16 protein-coding genes and 1 pseudogene are annotated in these 15796 nt (G+C 46.3%); all 17 read right to left on the reverse strand.

The features are described 5' to 3' along the window. Nucleotides 1-21: 21 nt before the first annotated feature. Complete coding sequence (locus ACKPBX_RS02500) at nt 22-210, reverse strand: DNA-directed RNA polymerase subunit beta (RefSeq protein WP_233436832.1); 189 nt, start codon at nt 208-210, stop codon at nt 22-24. A gap of 81 nt (nt 211-291) precedes the next feature. Continuing rightward, nucleotides 292-1263: pseudogene (gene mreB, locus ACKPBX_RS02505) on the reverse strand (rod shape-determining protein MreB); the annotation flags it as partial. Nucleotides 1264-1327: 64 nt separating this feature from the next. Continuing rightward, nucleotides 1328-2641, reverse strand: coding sequence for a UDP-N-acetylglucosamine 1-carboxyvinyltransferase (gene murA, locus ACKPBX_RS02510; RefSeq protein WP_119093492.1), 1314 nt, complete (start codon nt 2639-2641; stop codon nt 1328-1330). A gap of 119 nt (nt 2642-2760) precedes the next feature. Beyond that, nucleotides 2761-3015, reverse strand: coding sequence for a DUF1146 family protein (locus ACKPBX_RS02515; RefSeq protein ID WP_319995903.1), 255 nt, complete (start codon nt 3013-3015; stop codon nt 2761-2763). Between the two features lie 257 nt (nt 3016-3272). Further along, nucleotides 3273-3698, reverse strand: a complete 426-nt coding sequence (locus tag ACKPBX_RS02520; RefSeq protein WP_086627444.1) for a F0F1 ATP synthase subunit epsilon — start codon at nt 3696-3698, stop codon at nt 3273-3275. A gap of 1 nt (nt 3699) precedes the next feature. Then, a complete protein-coding gene (atpD, locus tag ACKPBX_RS02525; RefSeq protein ID WP_086627592.1) occupies nt 3700-5133 on the reverse strand; it encodes a F0F1 ATP synthase subunit beta in 1434 nt (477 codons plus the stop codon). Between the two features lie 18 nt (nt 5134-5151). After that, the gene (locus tag ACKPBX_RS02530; RefSeq protein WP_086627442.1) at nt 5152-6072 is read right to left on the reverse strand and encodes a F0F1 ATP synthase subunit gamma; all 921 of its coding nucleotides are present in this window, start codon (nt 6070-6072) and stop codon (nt 5152-5154) included. Nucleotides 6073-6109: 37 nt separating this feature from the next. Next, nucleotides 6110-7621, reverse strand: coding sequence for a F0F1 ATP synthase subunit alpha (gene atpA / locus ACKPBX_RS02535; RefSeq protein ID WP_086627440.1), 1512 nt, complete (start codon nt 7619-7621; stop codon nt 6110-6112). A gap of 22 nt (nt 7622-7643) precedes the next feature. Beyond that, a complete protein-coding gene (locus tag ACKPBX_RS02540) occupies nt 7644-8171 on the reverse strand; it encodes a F0F1 ATP synthase subunit delta (RefSeq protein WP_086627438.1) in 528 nt (175 codons plus the stop codon). Further along, nucleotides 8164-8667 (reverse strand): F0F1 ATP synthase subunit B, encoded by a 504-nt coding sequence (gene atpF, locus ACKPBX_RS02545; protein ID WP_160117088.1) that lies wholly within the window; start codon nt 8665-8667, stop codon nt 8164-8166. The genes ACKPBX_RS02540 and atpF overlap by 8 nt, the downstream gene beginning before the upstream one ends. 39 nt (nt 8668-8706) lie before the next feature. After that, on the reverse strand, nt 8707-8919 hold the full coding sequence (gene atpE / locus ACKPBX_RS02550; protein WP_086627433.1) for a F0F1 ATP synthase subunit C: 213 nt from the start codon (nt 8917-8919) through the stop codon (nt 8707-8709). Nucleotides 8920-8980: 61 nt separating this feature from the next. After that, nucleotides 8981-9697: a F0F1 ATP synthase subunit A gene (gene atpB, locus ACKPBX_RS02555; protein ID WP_086627431.1), complete on the reverse strand. Its 717-nt coding sequence runs from the start codon at nt 9695-9697 to the stop codon at nt 8981-8983. A gap of 599 nt (nt 9698-10296) precedes the next feature. Next, nucleotides 10297-10932 carry a uracil phosphoribosyltransferase gene (gene upp, locus ACKPBX_RS02560; protein ID WP_086627427.1) on the reverse strand — a complete coding sequence of 212 codons (636 nt, stop codon included), beginning with the start codon at nt 10930-10932 and terminating at the stop codon, nt 10297-10299. 250 nt (nt 10933-11182) lie between these two features. Further along, complete coding sequence (glyA, locus tag ACKPBX_RS02565; protein WP_086627425.1) at nt 11183-12421, reverse strand: serine hydroxymethyltransferase; 1239 nt, start codon at nt 12419-12421, stop codon at nt 11183-11185. Between the two features lie 148 nt (nt 12422-12569). Further along, nucleotides 12570-13598 (reverse strand): L-threonylcarbamoyladenylate synthase, encoded by a 1029-nt coding sequence (locus ACKPBX_RS02570; RefSeq protein WP_319995904.1) that lies wholly within the window; start codon nt 13596-13598, stop codon nt 12570-12572. A gap of 264 nt (nt 13599-13862) precedes the next feature. Then, complete coding sequence (prmC, locus tag ACKPBX_RS02575) at nt 13863-14711, reverse strand: peptide chain release factor N(5)-glutamine methyltransferase (RefSeq protein ID WP_319995905.1); 849 nt, start codon at nt 14709-14711, stop codon at nt 13863-13865. Further along, nucleotides 14698-15777: a peptide chain release factor 1 gene (gene prfA, locus ACKPBX_RS02580; protein WP_119093488.1), complete on the reverse strand. Its 1080-nt coding sequence runs from the start codon at nt 15775-15777 to the stop codon at nt 14698-14700. Before prfA ends, prmC begins: the two co-directional genes overlap by 14 nt. Nucleotides 15778-15796 lie beyond the last annotated feature (19 nt).

Genomic DNA, 15796 nt, shown 5'->3' on the forward strand with positions numbered 1-15796 from the left:
CTGTCTGCCTTTCTTGTTTCCTTAACGGATATAATTGAAGATATGTTCCCAAGTCTGCTTGCTGAATACAAGCATCGGATTGCCGTCACCGAGGACGCCATACCCGACCATCAGACCGGCTCCGAAGAGAATGAAAGCCATCAACATGAAAATCAAAACCCACATCACTGTTGACAGTACAGGTTTGAAATCAAATTTCACAGCGATCACCTATCTTCCTTTTTTTATTTTGGTTTTTTGGATCAATCGTGCCAACATTCCGAAAAGCCCGCTGGACGGACGATTCTTTTGGTCGATGTTATTCAAGAGGATACCCGTTCCCAAAGCAACAGCATCCAAAGGTTTTTCCGCAGCGAAAACCGGAACCTTCAACTCGCTCGAGAAAAGCTTCTCGATTCCGCTGATCAAGGCGCCCCCGCCTGTCAATACGATCCCTGTATTGATGATGTCCGCAGCCAACTCAGGAGGCGTCATTTCCAACACTTCCTTCGCTTGCTCCACGACAAGAACCAAAGTTTCGTGCATCGCTTCGTAGACTTCTTTGGAAGTGATGTAGATGGTGCGCGGAAGGCCCGTCACCATGTCACGGCCGCGGATTTCCATTTTCTCTTCTTTTTCAGGCTCCAAAGCAGTTCCGATGGTGATTTTGATCTTTTCGGCTGTCCGCTCACCGATCAATAATTTATGTTCTCTTTTTACGAAGTTCATGATGTCGGCATCCAGTTTATCACCGGCCGTTTTGATTGAACTGCTCGTTACGATGCCGCCCAACGACAAGACTGCGATATCACTCGTTCCGCCACCCATATCGATGACCATATTTCCGTTCGGCTGAAAAATGTCAAGTCCGGCTCCGACAGCCGCAACTTTCGGTTCTTCCTCCAGATACACATTTTTGCCGCCGCTCTTTTCTGCGGCTTGGATGATCGCTTTTTGTTCGATTGTTGTGATGTTTGTCGGACAACAGATCAAAATATTCGGCTTGGTCAAAAAGCCCTTTACATTCAAACGATCAATAAAGTGGGTCAGCATTGCTTCTGTGATGTCAAAGTCTGCGATGACGCCGCCTTTCAACGGACGGATCACTCTGATGTTTGCCGGCGTACGCCCGACCATCATATAGGCTTCTTCCCCAACTGCTAAAACTTTTCCGGTTTTTGTGTCTACTGCTACGACGGAAGGCTCATTCAAGACGATACCTTTCCCTTTAACGTGAATCAGTACGTTCGCTGTACCTAAATCGATCCCTATATCTCTGGCCACGTTGTTCCCCTCTCAAACATTCATCATTTAGCGATAGCTATCTTGCGGACGACAGTTGTCCGACTTATTTTACAAAAAGTGCTTCAACATCTGAATCACTGAAAGCATTCTGCTCGTCTTCCGTTACACGTTCGACGTCAGCTCCCAATGCCTGCAGCTTTTTATCGAATTCATAATAACCGCGATCCAAATGCGATAGGTTCGTGACGCGCGTATAGCCTTTGGAAACAAGGCCAGCGATGATCAAAGCAGCTGCCGCACGTAAATCCGATGCGGCTACTTCTGCACCTTGCAGATCAGTATTGCCATGAATCAGTACCGTCTGCCCTTCGACTTTGAAATCAGCGTTCATACGTCGCATCTCTTCCAAATGCATGAAGCGGTTTTCGAATACTGTCTCAGTCATCGTGCTGGTACCTTGGGATACTAATTGTGCAATCGTCATTTGCGCTTGCATGTCGGTAGGGAACCCCGGATGCGGCATTGTTTTGACGTCAGTCGCTTTCAAAGTACGCGGACCGATGACACGCAGGCCATTTTCTTCTTCCTGGAAGGCAACGTGCATTTCCTTCAGTTTTGAAATCAGCGGTTTATTATGTTCGGCAATTGCATCTTCAATGAACACATTCCCGTTCGTGACTGCAGCTGCAATCATGAACGTTCCTGCTTCGATACGATCCGGAATGATTGAATGCTCCGTTGCTTTCATGGATGAAACGCCTTCGATACGGATTGTTTCTGTTCCGGCTCCGACCACTTTCGCGCCCATGCGGTTCAAAAAATTCGCCAAGTCAACAATTTCAGGTTCGCGGGCGACGTTTTCGATGATAGTGGTTCCTTCAGCCAAAGTAGCGCCCATCATGATGTTCTGGGTTGCACCGACACTTGGGAAGTCCAAGTAGATGCGTGCGCCGACTAATCTGTCGACTTTCGCTTCAACAAAGCCATTTTCGATCTTGATGTCGGCACCCATCGCTTCAAACCCTTTCAGGTGAAGGTCGATAGGCCGTGTTCCGATGGCACAGCCGCCAGGCAAAGCGATGCGTGCATGGCCCAGACGTGCTAATAGCGGACCCATTACGACGATTGATGCACGCATTTTGCTGACATAAGCAAATGGCGCTTCAAAATTAATGTCGTTTGATGCATCCGCTAAGATGGTGTTGTTGTTTTCTTGAAATTCAACGCCGACATTCAGATGTTTCAGAACATTATTCATTGTGAAAACATCAGACAGTATCGGAACGTTCGTCAATACAGATTGCCCTTCGCTTGCCAAAAGTGTAGCAGCCAAAATCGGCAAAACTGCGTTTTTTGCGCCTTCAACTTTAACTGTTCCTTCAAGACGGTTACCGCCGCGAACAATTATTTTTTCCATTAAAAATCCCTCCGAAAGTCAATTGTGATTTCATTTGTATGTTTGTATGCAACTATTTAGTAAACCTGGAACTCTGAACTGCCCGTACAGTGACAATCTCTTGTGCAACCGTGAGCGGATCACGAGAACAGTAAGTAACTGATGTTCCGCGAAGTCGTCACCAACTCAAGCAGAAACGTACTTACTGTATAGCCTAAAGCAATCGACAGAAAGAAATAGAGCACCCGTGCTTCGCGTATGTGCCCCTTCCTTATCCATTTCTCCAATCTGATGGCTTTCATCGACCAGAAAGAAATGAAAATAAATATCATATGGGATAGCAATACTATTATACCGTTAAACATCGTTATGTCCAAGCGACGCACTCCTCCCATATTCTCAAACTATACTAACATAAATATTGTGAAAAAAAAACCAGGAAGATCGTTTTTGTCGGGCCGTCTCCTAAGAATTTACTAAGAAAATCGTTTACATTTATATTACCAATCAGGTATAATAATATGTTACAACACATAGAAATGAAATTGTAGGCTATTTCTGTAGATAATTTGTGCATATTATCTCGTCAACTAATTAATTGTTAGGAAATAATTGTCTGTAAAAAAAAAGAGGCCAACGATGGCCTCTTTTTTTACCTAGATCTGTTTTTCGAAACACCGATACGGTTGATGGCTTTCGATAGCGAAATCTTAGCACGTTGGAATTCTTTTTCATTTTTGATGTCGCGAGCTTCTGCCATCCGTTTTTCGGCGCGTTCTTTGGCGACTTCAGCACGGTCGATATCGATATCCTTCTCGCGTTCCGCACTGTTCGCAATGATGTTGACGATATTGTCGCGCACTTCCATGATGCCGCCGTTGACGGCAATATGGTTCTGAGCCAACTCATCGGTCACGCGTGTTACGATCAGGTCGGCGATCGCCAAAGGCACAATGATAGGGGTATGGTTTGGCATGATGGTAATGCCGCCGTCCGTTGTTTTGGCGGTCACCGCTTTAGCGCGATGCTGAAAGGCGATGCCATCCGGCGTCACCACGTTGACTTGCAGGTATGCCATCTTATTCCCCTCCTTTGTAGCCTAACTCTTTTGCTTTGTTCAGAACTTCCTCGATCGTACCGACGTTGCGGAAAGCTTCTTCCGGCACACCGTCGTATTTACCTTCCACGATCCCTTTGAAGCCGCGCACGGTTTCGGATACAGGGACATACGATCCTGGAACGCCGGTAAAGGCTTCGGCCACATGGAAGTTTTGGGAAAGGAAGAATTGGATTCTTCTAGCGCGGTTAACAGTGATTTTTTCGGAATCGGACAATTCGTCCATACCTAGGATAGCGATGATATCCTGCAGTTCACGATAACGTTGCAGAATGCGTTGCACTTTCGTGGCAACGTCATAATGTTCATCCCCGACAATTTCCGGAGATAAAGCACTTGAAGAGGAAGCCAACGGATCCACAGCGGGATAAATCCCTTGCTCAGTCAGCTTACGCTCCAAGTTGGTTGTTGCATCCAGATGGGCAAAGGTTGTTGCAGGTGCCGGATCGGTATAGTCATCCGCCGGTACATAGATTGCTTGGATGGAAGTGATTGAACCATCTTTTGTGGAACTGATCCGTTCCTGAAGTTGGCCCATCTCTGTTGCCAACGTCGGTTGATACCCTACTGCTGAAGGCATCCGGCCCAATAGCGCGGAAACTTCGGAACCAGCTTGGGTGAACCGGTAAATATTATCGATGAACAACAGCACATCCTGTTTTTCTTCATCACGGAAATGTTCCGCCATCGTCAAACCGGACAAGGCGACACGCATACGTGCACCAGGTGGCTCATTCATTTGACCGAATACCATGGCCGTCTTTTCACCGACGCCCGACTCCTGCATTTCGTGGTAAAGGTCATTTCCCTCACGCGTACGCTCACCGACACCAGTGAACACGGAGATGCCGCCATGCTGTTCGGCTACGTTATGGATCAATTCTTGGATCAGTACCGTCTTACCGACACCGGCTCCACCAAAGAGGCCGATTTTTCCGCCTTTCAGATAAGGCGCCAGTAAGTCGATGACCTTGATGCCTGTTTCCAGGATTTCAAAGTTACTGCTCAATTGATCAAAAGTCGGTGCTTTTCTGTGGATGGATTCACGACGGAAATCATCAGGGATATCGCCCTTCAAATCGATCGCCTCACCCAACACGTTGAACACACGGCCTAATGTGCCTAAACCAACCGGCACTTTGATGGGTGCGCCGGTATCGACAACAGTCAACCCTCTTTGCAGACCATCAGTCGACTCCATTGCGATTGCGCGAACCACACCATTCCCCAGTTCAAGCGAAACCTCCAACACGATGGTTTCTCCTTCTTCATTACTCCCAGCTTTGGGCGCTTTGTGTACGATCAGCGCATTGCGGATGTCCGGGACACCTTCTTCCAATGGGAAGCCAACGTCGACTACCGGCCCGATTACTTGTACAATATGACCTTTTTTCATGCCTTTTCCTCCCATTTTCTATTCTTCCAGAGCAGAAGCTCCACCGACGATCTCGGTGATTTCTTGAGTGATTGCAGTCTGTCTCACTCGGTTGTATTGAATCGTCATATCGTTGATCATATTGGTCGCATTATCTGTGGCACTCTTCATGGCCGTCATGCGTGAAGCATGCTCGGATGATTTAGCGTCGATAATGGCGCCGTAGATCAAACTTTCCGCATATTGCGGAAGTAAAATTTCCAAAATTTCTTCTTTGTTTGGTTCAAAAAGATAATCGACTTCGTAACCGACCGCTTCATGGGAATCCAAGTCCGTTAATGGCAGCATTTTTTCAGCCCTATACTCGGAGATCAAAGCGTTGACATGATGTTTGTAGCAAACATACAACTCATCAAACGCACCATCACGATAAAGCTGGATAGCCTTCACTACGATATCACTGACTTCCGTAAAGCTGGGTTGGTCGTTCAGATCCCTGATTTCGAACGCAACTTCGATGCCGCTCTTTCTGAGATCATCAGCGACCGCCCCGCCGACCGACAGCACAACAAACTCATCGTTTGAAGCATGGTCGATCGCAAGCATATCTTTTGTCGCTTTAAGGATCGAACTGTTGTATCCTCCTGCCAAGCCTTTATCGGAAGAAATGATCAGATAGCCCGTTTTACGGACCGGACGTTCGATCAACATATCGTGAAAATCGACCAGAACCTGGTCACTCGCTGACACGTGGCCATGTTCCTCAATCAAAGATAATTGTGTGCTGGCTATATGTGTTACGATTTCGCGTATTTTTGCTGCATAAAGCTGATATCCCCGCACCTTTTGTTCGGCACGTATCAGTTTGGAGGCAGACACCATTTGCATGGCGCTTGTTATTTGACTTGTCTTCTTTGTGGAAGAAATGCGTTTCCGGATGTCTATTAAAGACTCTGCCATATTATCACCTCAATATTATCTGTTCATGCTGACCAATCTACTCGACATGCGGAATAAAGATGCTCGCAAATGCACTCAATGCTTCATCCAGGTCTTCGGTAGGCGGCAAGTCTTTTGTCTCCGAAATGATGGAGAACAGATTCGGATAGGACATTTTGACGAATTTGAACAGCTCAGACTCATATCGTTCGATGTCCTGTACCGGAATGGAATCGATATATCCATGCGTCAATGCATAGAGAATGAGAACTTGTTTTTCGACATCCAAGGTCTTGTGCAAGTCCTGCTTCAGTATTTCGACGGTTCTGCGGCCGCGGCTAAGGCGTTTCTGTGTGGAAACATCCAAATCCGAACCGAACTGGGTGAATGCTTCCAGTTCGCGATAGCTGGCCAAATCAATACGCAATGTTCCTGATACTTTTTTCATGGCTTTGATTTGAGCAGACCCACCTACACGGGAAACGGACAAACCGGCAGATAGAGCCGGACGGATTCCCGAGAAGAACAAATCGCTTTCCAGGAAAATCTGACCATCCGTGATGGAGATGACGTTCGTCGGAATATAAGCGGAGATATCCCCAGCTTGCGTCTCTACGATCGGAAGGGAGGTGATTGAACCGCCGCCCAACTCATCGTTCAATTTTGCCGAGCGTTCCAACAGACGGGAGTGCAAGTAGAAGACATCCCCTGGATACGCCTCGCGACCTGGCGGACGGCGCAACAGCAAGGACATTTCGCGGTAAGCAGCTGCCTGCTTAGAAAGATCATCGTATACGATGAGTACGTGTTTGCCTTTGTGCATGAACTCCTCAGCCATAGCTGTAGCAGCGTAAGGCGCGATATAGAGCATCGGCGCGGATTGAGAAGCACTGGCGGTCACGACAATCGTATAATCCATTGCATGATATTTTTTCAATGTTTCCGTCATATTACGGACTGTCGATTCCTTTTGTCCGATTGCGACGTAGATGCAGATAACATCTTTTCCTCGTTGGTTGATGATTGCATCGATTGCGATGCTTGTTTTCCCGGTTTTGCGGTCACCGATGATCAGCTCGCGTTGTCCTCGACCGATAGGCACCAAAGCATCCAATGCTTTTAGGCCTGTCTGAAGAGGTTCTCTGACGGACTGACGATCCATAACGCCCGGCGCTGCATTTTCAACCGGTCTTGTGCCGGTCGTTTCGATACTGCCTAAGCCATCCACTGGGCTGCCTAACGCATCCACAACACGCCCGATCAAAGCATCTCCGACCGGTACTTCCATGATTTTGCCTGTGCGTTTGACGATATCGCCCTCATGGATATTTTCATAAGCTCCAAAAATGATGATACCGACATCCGTCATTTCCAAGTTTTGGGCCATACCGATGGAACCGTTGGAAAATTCCAACAATTCACCAGACATAACGTTCTCCAAACCTTTCGCGCGTGCGATTCCATCACCGATGTAGGTAACTTTCCCAATTTCTTCAAACTCTGATACAGATTGAAAAGTGTTGATCCTATTTTTGATCAATGAACTCAAATCTTCGTTTTCAGTAGCCACATTATTCACCTCTTCAACCCTATTAATCTTTTAGGATATGTCTCTTCATTTCTTTCAACTTTGTAGCGATGGTATTGTCGAAATAATGATTCTCCGACTCCAACCGGACGCCGCCCATCACCGAGGGATCGACCACTTCAGTCACAAAGAAGGTCGCTTCCCCGATTCTTTTTTCCATTTTATCCATGATGCGCGACTTTTGTTCTGCCGTTAAAGGAACAGCAGAAGTCAACTTCATATTCACGAACTCTTTTTTATTTTCGTACAGTGCATTGAACGCCTTGACGGAAGCCAAGATACCTTCGTTATCAAGGTTATCTTGGAGTCCTTCGAGAAACTGAAGCGTCTCGGGAGCGAGATACTTCACTGCCAAATCAAGATTTGGCTTCTCTCCCGCTGCGGCGTCTGCGTGATTGAAGGCATCCTTTAACTGCGATAGATCGAGATAGAGCCTATCCGCAATCTTCGAGTTTGTCAGGCGGTTATAGTAGGCTTGCACATAGGCTTCTACAGTAGCGATTGCTTTACCGTCCTTTTCCATATCAATCATCCAGCCCTTCAATGAACGCTTCGATCAAAGTCTGTTGATCTGCATGGTTGATCTCCTTGCCGAGGATCTTTTCAGCGATTTCCAGTGAGATGACTCCGATTTCGGCGCGTAATCCTTCAAGAGCTTGTTTTCTTTCGAGTTCGAGCTCTTTTTGGGTCACTAGTTTGATCCGGAGTGCATCTTCTTTTGCTTCTTTGATGATGCTCTTTTGTATTTCATTGCCTTCTGCTTGAGCTCTGTTTAAAATATCGCTCGCTGTTGTTCTGACTTCTATCAGCTGCGCATCGACTTCCGCGTGTTTCTTCTCGGCATTCTCGCGCGCCGTTGCCGCTTTATCAATATTTGTGTGTATCATTTCTTCCCGATCCGTTAAGATCTTCATCAAAGGCTTCCATGCGAATTTTTTGATAAGAGCCATCAATATCAGAAATGACAACAGCGTGACAATCGTATCACCTAATGCGGTAATCTCTCCCAATACGAGATTGGCTGTCATTCTCATCCCTCCTGTAGTTATCTGTCTTGCTGGTCCCTATTATTGGAAAATCAGTAAGAAAGCTATAACTACCGCCATGATGGGAACAGCTTCGATTAAACCGACACCGATGAACATCAAAGTTTGTAGTTTGCTTTGCAATTCCGGTTGTCTTGCGATCGCTTCGATTGTAGTAGAAATAACCTTTCCGTTTCCTAATGATGCTCCGATTGCCGCACCGGCAACCGCAATAGCAGCTCCTATAAAGTTCATAATAATAATCTCCTTTTTCTCATATAATAATGCGCACTTATTAAGCTCATGGATCAGCAATTTATTCCGCTTCGATCTTATGAGCGAGGTAAACCATAGTCAACGTAGTGAAGACGAAGGCTTGGATGGATCCGATAAAGATGGAGAATCCTTGCCAAACCATTTGGAGAGGAATCCCGACCACCCAAGTCAACAAGCCGTATGAATTCGCTAATGAAGCAATCAATCCCAATAAAATTTCACCGGCATAAATATTTCCGTAAAGACGCAACGCCAATGTCAAAGTGTTCGTGAATTCCTCCAAAATTTTGATAGGCATGAGAGGTGCAACCGGGCGAACATAGCTGTTCATGAAATATTCCTTGAACCCATTCTCCTTGATACCAAAGTAATGCGTCAGTAAAATCACCATCAAGGCCAAGCCTAATGTGACGATTGGACTGGCTGTCGGACTCTTCCAATAGGAGTAGCCATCGATGTTCAAGATGAACACAAGCCCCAACATATTGGCAACCCATACAAATAGGAACAAAGTGAATCCCAACAAGTGGAATTGTTGCCCGACTTTCCAGTGAAGCGAGCTGGAAATCATGTTCCGGATAAAATCAACCAAATATTCAATAGCCAATTGGCTTTTGGATGTTGGCCTCACTGCCAGTTTCCGGGTAGCAATAAAACAAAATAAAAAAACAATGATGCAAGTCGCCAATACACTTATGATGATATTCAAACTGAAACCCAATCCCATAAAATGGATGACTTTAGATTCAGCTTCCAATATTTTCACCTCTTTTCAATACAAATAAAAAAACAGCTATGCCAAACCCAGTCCACGCTACATTATTTTAAAAGACATTCGTAAAAGTAGACAACTAATTTAGCTGGACCTGCCATACTCTAGTCACAATAAGTGGCTATTTCATAAGTTTCTTTGCATATCTGTTCAACATCGCTAATCATAACACCAACTTTATCGAAATTCAAAGCAAATCTACGGAATATAAGGATATTATCAGCCTTTTCATGAAAATGATGAAAAGATACCGCATTCATAATCATACATACTCGATATATAAATATACTTATAGGATTCTGAAAATCCGAACGCTGAACAAAAAGTGATTCAACTGGGGAAATAAAAGCAAATTTATTGCCTTTGATGCTACCCTTCAAACCCGTCGGCACGATAACCTTACGCGATTGAAGTATAACAAACTTAACTTGCACAAAAAAACTGAGCCAGAAATACCCATCGGATATCTGGCTCAGCTCTTTATTTTTATTTTTCAAGATTATGTAACTGGGAAGATCGTTCTCATGATAATATTGACTGTTCGACAATTATGGACACAATTGTCTCAATGCCATTTTGAACGCTTATTTTGTGCCGAACAATCGGTCGCCAGCGTCACCCAAACCAGGAAGGATGTAGCTGTTTTCGTCCAATCTTTCATCCAAAGAAGCTGCATAGATATCCACATCCGGATAAGCCGCGTGCAATGCTTCCACTCCTTCAGGAGCTGCCACAAGGCAGATGAACTTCATGGATGATGGTGATGCGCCTCTCTTTTCCAACGCTTCGATAGCCGCGATGGCTGATCCGCCTGTCGCCAACATTGGGTCAACGATGAACAATTGACGTTCTTGGATGTCAGTCGGTAATTTCACGAAATATTCTACTGGCTCCAATGTCTCATGGTCACGGTACATGCCGATATGGCCAACTTTTGCAGCAGGCAGCATCGCCAAGAAACCATCGACCATGCCTAAACCTGCACGCAGAATCGGAATGATGGCAACCTTTTTACCTGATAACGTTTTTTGAGTCGTTTTCACCAATGGCGTTTCGATCTCGATGTCTTCCAAAGGCATATCCCTTGTTACTTCATAAGCCATCAACATCGCGATTTCGCTTACTACCTCACGGAAAACCTTTGTTCCGCATTCTTTCTCGCGGATGATTGTTAATTTGTGTTGAATCAACGGGTGATTCATTACATGGAATTCTCCCATATACTTTTGCCCCACTTTCCTATTTTTGCTCAACCTATTGTAATGGAAAACCGCTGTAAATACCAGAAATAAAACAATGAGAAAACACTGAACGATATGTTTAGGGATGAAACAGGCCTGGTTGTGCTTGTTTTTTGGGATAAATGATGAGGTCGTCGGCTCTTCGGTATGCTTCAATCTGCGTTCAGCCGACAAAGTACGCAGACCGAAGAAAAGAGCCGCCTCATAGAGGCAGCTCTTCAGTAATCTATTACGCTTCAGTTGCAGCTAATTTTTTGTGCAATGGGAAAGCTTGCGTGATGGCTTTGACAGCCGCACGGACTTCATCCAATTTCGCTTCATCTGTGTGGTTTTGGATAGTTTCCACGATCAATTCAGCAACCTTGCGTGCTTCTGCTTCCTTCAAGCCTCTAGTTGTGATGGCAGGTGTGCCGATACGGATTCCGCTGGCTTTGTTGGCGCCTAGCGTTTCGAAAGGAATCGTATTTTTGTTGACAGTGATTTCAACTGTATCCAACAATTTTTCTACTTGTTTTCCGTTCAAGCCGCTGCTTGTAACATCCAACAATAATAAATGATTATCTGTTCCGCCACTGATGACGCGCAGGTCGGATGCATTGAAGACATCAGCCATTGCTTGGGCATTTTTGATGACTTGTCCGATATATTCAGTATACTCTGGTGTTGCAGCTTCAAAGAACGAAACAGCTTTAGCAGCAATGACGTGCTCTAAAGGACCACCTTGGATGCCTGGGAAGACAGCACTGTTCAACTTTTTGCCGAATTCTTCTTTGGCTAAGATTACGCCGCCGCGCGGGCCGCGAAGTGTTTTATGTGTTGTGGTGGTTACGATGTCGGCATATTCAACAGGATTTTGGTGATGTCCTGTTGCGCAAAGTCCTGCGATATGAGCCATATCGACCATGAAGTAAGCGCCGACTTCATCAGCGATTTCTCTTAAACGTTTGAAATCGATTGCGCGTGGGTAAGCACTGGCGCCGGCAACGATCAATTTTGGTTGTTCTTTCAGGGCAATCTCTCTGACAGTGTCATAATTGATTGTTTCTGATTCTTTTTCCACACCATAAGCAACGAAGTCATATGTCTGGCCGCTGAAGTTCACGGATGCGCCATGCGTTAAGTGGCCGCCATGGCTCAGGTCCATACCCAAGATTTTGTCGCCGGGTTGAACTAATGCACGGTAAGCTGCCATATTTGCTTGCGAACCGGAATGCGGTTGTACGTTGGCATATTCTGCACCAAAAATTGCTTTAATGCGATCGATCGCCAAATTTTCGATGATATCGATAAACTCGCAACCACCATAGTAACGACGACCAGGGTAGCCTTCAGCATATTTGTTGGTCAAGATGCTGCCTTGTGCTCTCATAACATCTTCAGATACAAAGTTTTCGGAAGCAATCAGCTCGATTCCGTTCTCTTGTCTTTCGCGTTCTTTATCAATTGCTGCAAATAATTCTTTATCCATGTTTGCACCCTTCCATCACATTATTCCAAAATTTTAAACATAAAAAAATGTAAGTTGAGTATAGCATAATTTTTCAGAAATAAAACATATAAGCTCCTGAATTTGGATATTTTGTATAAAAAGTAAGCTAAAGACGGATATTAGGCGATTATTCCGCCTGTTTTTTCGGATATTTTGAAGAAGCCGCTTTTTCCAGACGATTCATGAATGCCTTCCCGAGGCCGGCAAGGTCATAAGCTTCCGCCAAAATCACATCGATCGGCTGTTCATCCAGATAACGCAATCCGGCATAGAGACGCTGCGATGCTGCCGCCACATCATTCTTCGATCCCAATGAATAGGTAGCTAGCGCTGCATGCTTATGGGCAGCCAGTTGTTCATCGGATGCCAAAATGCCGATTTCCTTGCCTTCACCGCGATATTCCTCAATGGCGGCTTCCCACTCAGCAGCCGTTCCATCGACGAGCACGACCGGTTGCGCGGGAGCATAATGTTGGTACTTCATCCCTGGCGCTTTCGGAGCCTCCGCTTCATTTGTTGTTTGCGCACTGCTTGACAGTTTGCCGATGATCGGCTCCAGCTGCACTTCAGTGATGGCACCCGGGCGCAAAATGACAGGTCCTTCGGCATTGGTCAAGTCCAGTACGGTGGATTCCAAACCGATCTGCGTTTCTCCGCCATCAAGGATTCCCGCAATTTTTCCCGATAGGTCGTGCATCACGTGTTGGGCTGTCGTCGGGCTCGGTTTGCCTGATGTATTCGCGCTCGGCCCTACCAAAGGAAAGCCGGTTTTTCTGATCAATTCCAGCGTCTGCTCTTGATCGGGCATCCGCAGCGCGACGGTTTTGTGGCCTGCGGTAACGGTAGGCGCAAAAACCCCTTCTTTCATCGGAAAAATCAACGTCAATGGACCCGGCCAAAAAGCCTCCATCAAGGCTTCTGCCTGTTGCGGGACAAAAGCTACATACTGAGCAATATCCCGATCAGATACATGAACAATCAAGGGATTGTCACTGGGCCTTCCTTTCACTTTATATACATTTTTGACGGCTTCATCATTTGATGCGATAGCGCCCAAGCCGTAGACAGTCTCTGTCGGGAAGGCGATCAATTGTCCGGCTTTCAGCAACTCGGCTGCCTCATCAATCGTTGATGTGTCGTATAATTTCGTTTCCATAGTAAATGCTCCTTTCTGGATATTTTGACTTGCAAGGTCGCCGTTCAGGTAAAAAAATAGCTGGGGCAATTGCCCGCAGCCATTTTTTGCCCATGGATAACAGGCGACTCTTTTCTTCATAGATATGCTTAATAAGTCAGTTGGCTAGCTTCACGGGTTAGCCCTTCGGAAATTAGATAAATTGGGCCTATTGCGCTCTACGATGCTCAGTCGGCCCAATTTCCTAAATTTCATTCAGGGCTGAACGAACCCGTTCAGCTTTTCTTATTTGACTATGAGCATGCGATCGAGGCCGGAAAGATCTTTTTCGATCGTGACCGTTTTATCAGGGAAAGCTTTTTTGTAGAGTTCCAACAGCTTTTCGCCTTGGCTGAACCCAATTTCCAGGAACAGACATCCGTCCGTTTTCAAATGGAACGGCAGCGTGAAGGCCATCTTTTGGTATAAGTCCAATCCGTCGTGGTCAGCGAACAAAGCCGAATGCGGTTCGTACTCCAAAACAGAGCGGTCCATCAAACCGATCTCATCTTCGCTGATGTAAGGCGGATTGCTGAGGATGCAGTCGAAGGTCTCCAGCTGAACGGGTTCCAGCAGATCCCCTTGTAGGAAACGGATGTCGGCATCCAGTTGCTCCGCGTTCTCTTTCGCAACGGCCAACGCTTCTTCAGAAATGTCGGTGGCTGTCACTTCATCCTGCGGGCGTTCCTTCTTCATCGCAATGGCAATGGCGCCGGACCCTGTCCCGATATCGAGGACCTTCTGCGGCCCTTTCCCTTCCAGGCATTTTAGCGCCCGTTGCACGAGCTCTTCCGTTTCCGGGCGTGGAATCAACGTAGCTTCAGTGACTTTCAAGGGATACCCATAGAACCACTCGACGCCTACGATGTACTGGATCGGTTTGCCAGCGACATACTCATTTATGTCGCTGAAATACTGCTTGTATTGCTGCTCCGTTATCCTCTCGGCAAAACGCATCAAAAGATCCGTTTTCGTCCAACCCAAGCGATCCAAAAGCAGCCTTTCAGCAGCCAACGGACTTTTCTCGTTTTGTTCCAAAAAAAGCGCGCCATTCTGCAATGCTTGCTGGTAAGTGAGCTCCTTAGATTGACCCATTGTTTAAGGACTCCAATTTTTGCGTTTGATCTGCCATGATCAACGCATCGATGACTTCATCCAATTTTCCGCTCAAAATCGTATCCAACTTTTGCAAGGTCAAGCCGATACGGTGATCCGTGACACGGTTTTGCGGGAAATTGTAGGTGCGGATCCGTTCGGAACGATCGCCTGTACCGATTGCGGATTTACGCGTCGCATCGTATTCTGATTGTGCATCTGAAGAAATTTTGTCGTAGACACGCGTGCGCAAAATTTTCATCGCTTTCTCGCGGTTTTTGATTTGGGATCGCTCATCCTGCATGGCAACGGCGATTCCGGTCGGCAAGTGAGTCAAACGGACCGCGGATGCAGTCTTGTTGACGTGTTGTCCGCCGGCTCCGCTGGCATGGTAGATATCGGTGCGGATGTCTTTGTCTTCGATGTTCAATTCGACATCTTCCGCTTCCGGCAAGACGACAACGGTGGCAGTGGAGGTATGCACACGTCCTTGAGATTCTGTTTCCGGGACACGTTGAACACGGTGTGCCCCGCTCTCGTATTTCAGTTTGGAATAGGCACCGTTTCCGCTGATCATCAGGATGATCTCTTTGTAACCGCCGATGCCGGTAATGTTCGCATCCATGACCTCAACGCGCCAGCCATGGCTTTCAGCGAATTTGCTGTACATTGTGAACAGCTTCCCAGCGAACAAAGCAGCCTCATCTCCGCCGGCAGCCCCACGGATTTCCATGATGATATTTTTGTCATCATTCGGATCTGTAGGGAGCAACAAAACTTTGATGCGCTCTTCAAGCTCGGTCTTCTCTTTCTTTAAGTCGTTCAATTCCTCTTTGGCCATAGCAGCCATTTCGTCATCCAACTTTTCTGACAACATTTCTTCTGTGTCGGATATTTCTCCTTCCACCTCTTTATAGCGATTGAAGGTCGCGACTTTCTCGCGCAGCCCTGCTTCTTCTTTGGTCAATCCCAAGAACCGTTTTGTGTCAGCCTGGACTTCCGGATCGCTCAACAATTCGGAAAGCTCTTCATAACGGATAATGAATGCATCTAATTGATCATACATAACTTTTTCAAACTCCTCT

This window comes from Trichococcus shcherbakoviae (assembly GCF_963666195.1).
GTDB classification, from domain to species: domain Bacteria; phylum Bacillota; class Bacilli; order Lactobacillales; family Aerococcaceae; genus Trichococcus; species Trichococcus shcherbakoviae.

Excerpts from the sequence above, each read along its gene's own strand:
- murA (WP_119093492.1), bottom strand. The coding sequence starts at position 2,641 with ATGGAAAAAATAATTGTTCGCGGCGGTAACCGTCTTGAAGGAACAGTT.
- ACKPBX_RS02515 (WP_319995903.1), bottom strand. The coding sequence starts at position 3,015 with ATGGGAGGAGTGCGTCGCTTGGACATAACGATGTTTAACGGTATAATA.
- ACKPBX_RS02520 (WP_086627444.1), bottom strand. The coding sequence starts at position 3,698 with ATGGCATACCTGCAAGTCAACGTGGTGACGCCGGATGGCATCGCCTTT.
- atpD (WP_086627592.1), bottom strand. The coding sequence starts at position 5,133 with ATGAAAAAAGGTCATATTGTACAAGTAATCGGGCCGGTAGTCGACGTT.
- ACKPBX_RS02530 (WP_086627442.1), bottom strand. The coding sequence starts at position 6,072 with ATGGCAGAGTCTTTAATAGACATCCGGAAACGCATTTCTTCCACAAAG.
- ACKPBX_RS02540 (WP_086627438.1), bottom strand. The coding sequence starts at position 8,171 with ATGATTGATATGGAAAAGGACGGTAAAGCAATCGCTACTGTAGAAGCC.
- atpF (WP_160117088.1), bottom strand. The coding sequence starts at position 8,667 with ATGACAGCCAATCTCGTATTGGGAGAGATTACCGCATTAGGTGATACG.
- atpE (WP_086627433.1), bottom strand. The coding sequence starts at position 8,919 with ATGAACTTTATAGGAGCTGCTATTGCGGTTGCCGGTGCGGCAATCGGA.
- upp (WP_086627427.1), bottom strand. The coding sequence starts at position 10,932 with ATGGGAGAATTCCATGTAATGAATCACCCGTTGATTCAACACAAATTA.
- glyA (WP_086627425.1), bottom strand. The coding sequence starts at position 12,421 with ATGGATAAAGAATTATTTGCAGCAATTGATAAAGAACGCGAAAGACAA.
- ACKPBX_RS02570 (WP_319995904.1), bottom strand. The coding sequence starts at position 13,598 with ATGGAAACGAAATTATACGACACATCAACGATTGATGAGGCAGCCGAG.
- prmC (WP_319995905.1), bottom strand. The coding sequence starts at position 14,711 with ATGGGTCAATCTAAGGAGCTCACTTACCAGCAAGCATTGCAGAATGGC.
- prfA (WP_119093488.1), bottom strand. The coding sequence starts at position 15,777 with ATGTATGATCAATTAGATGCATTCATTATCCGTTATGAAGAGCTTTCC.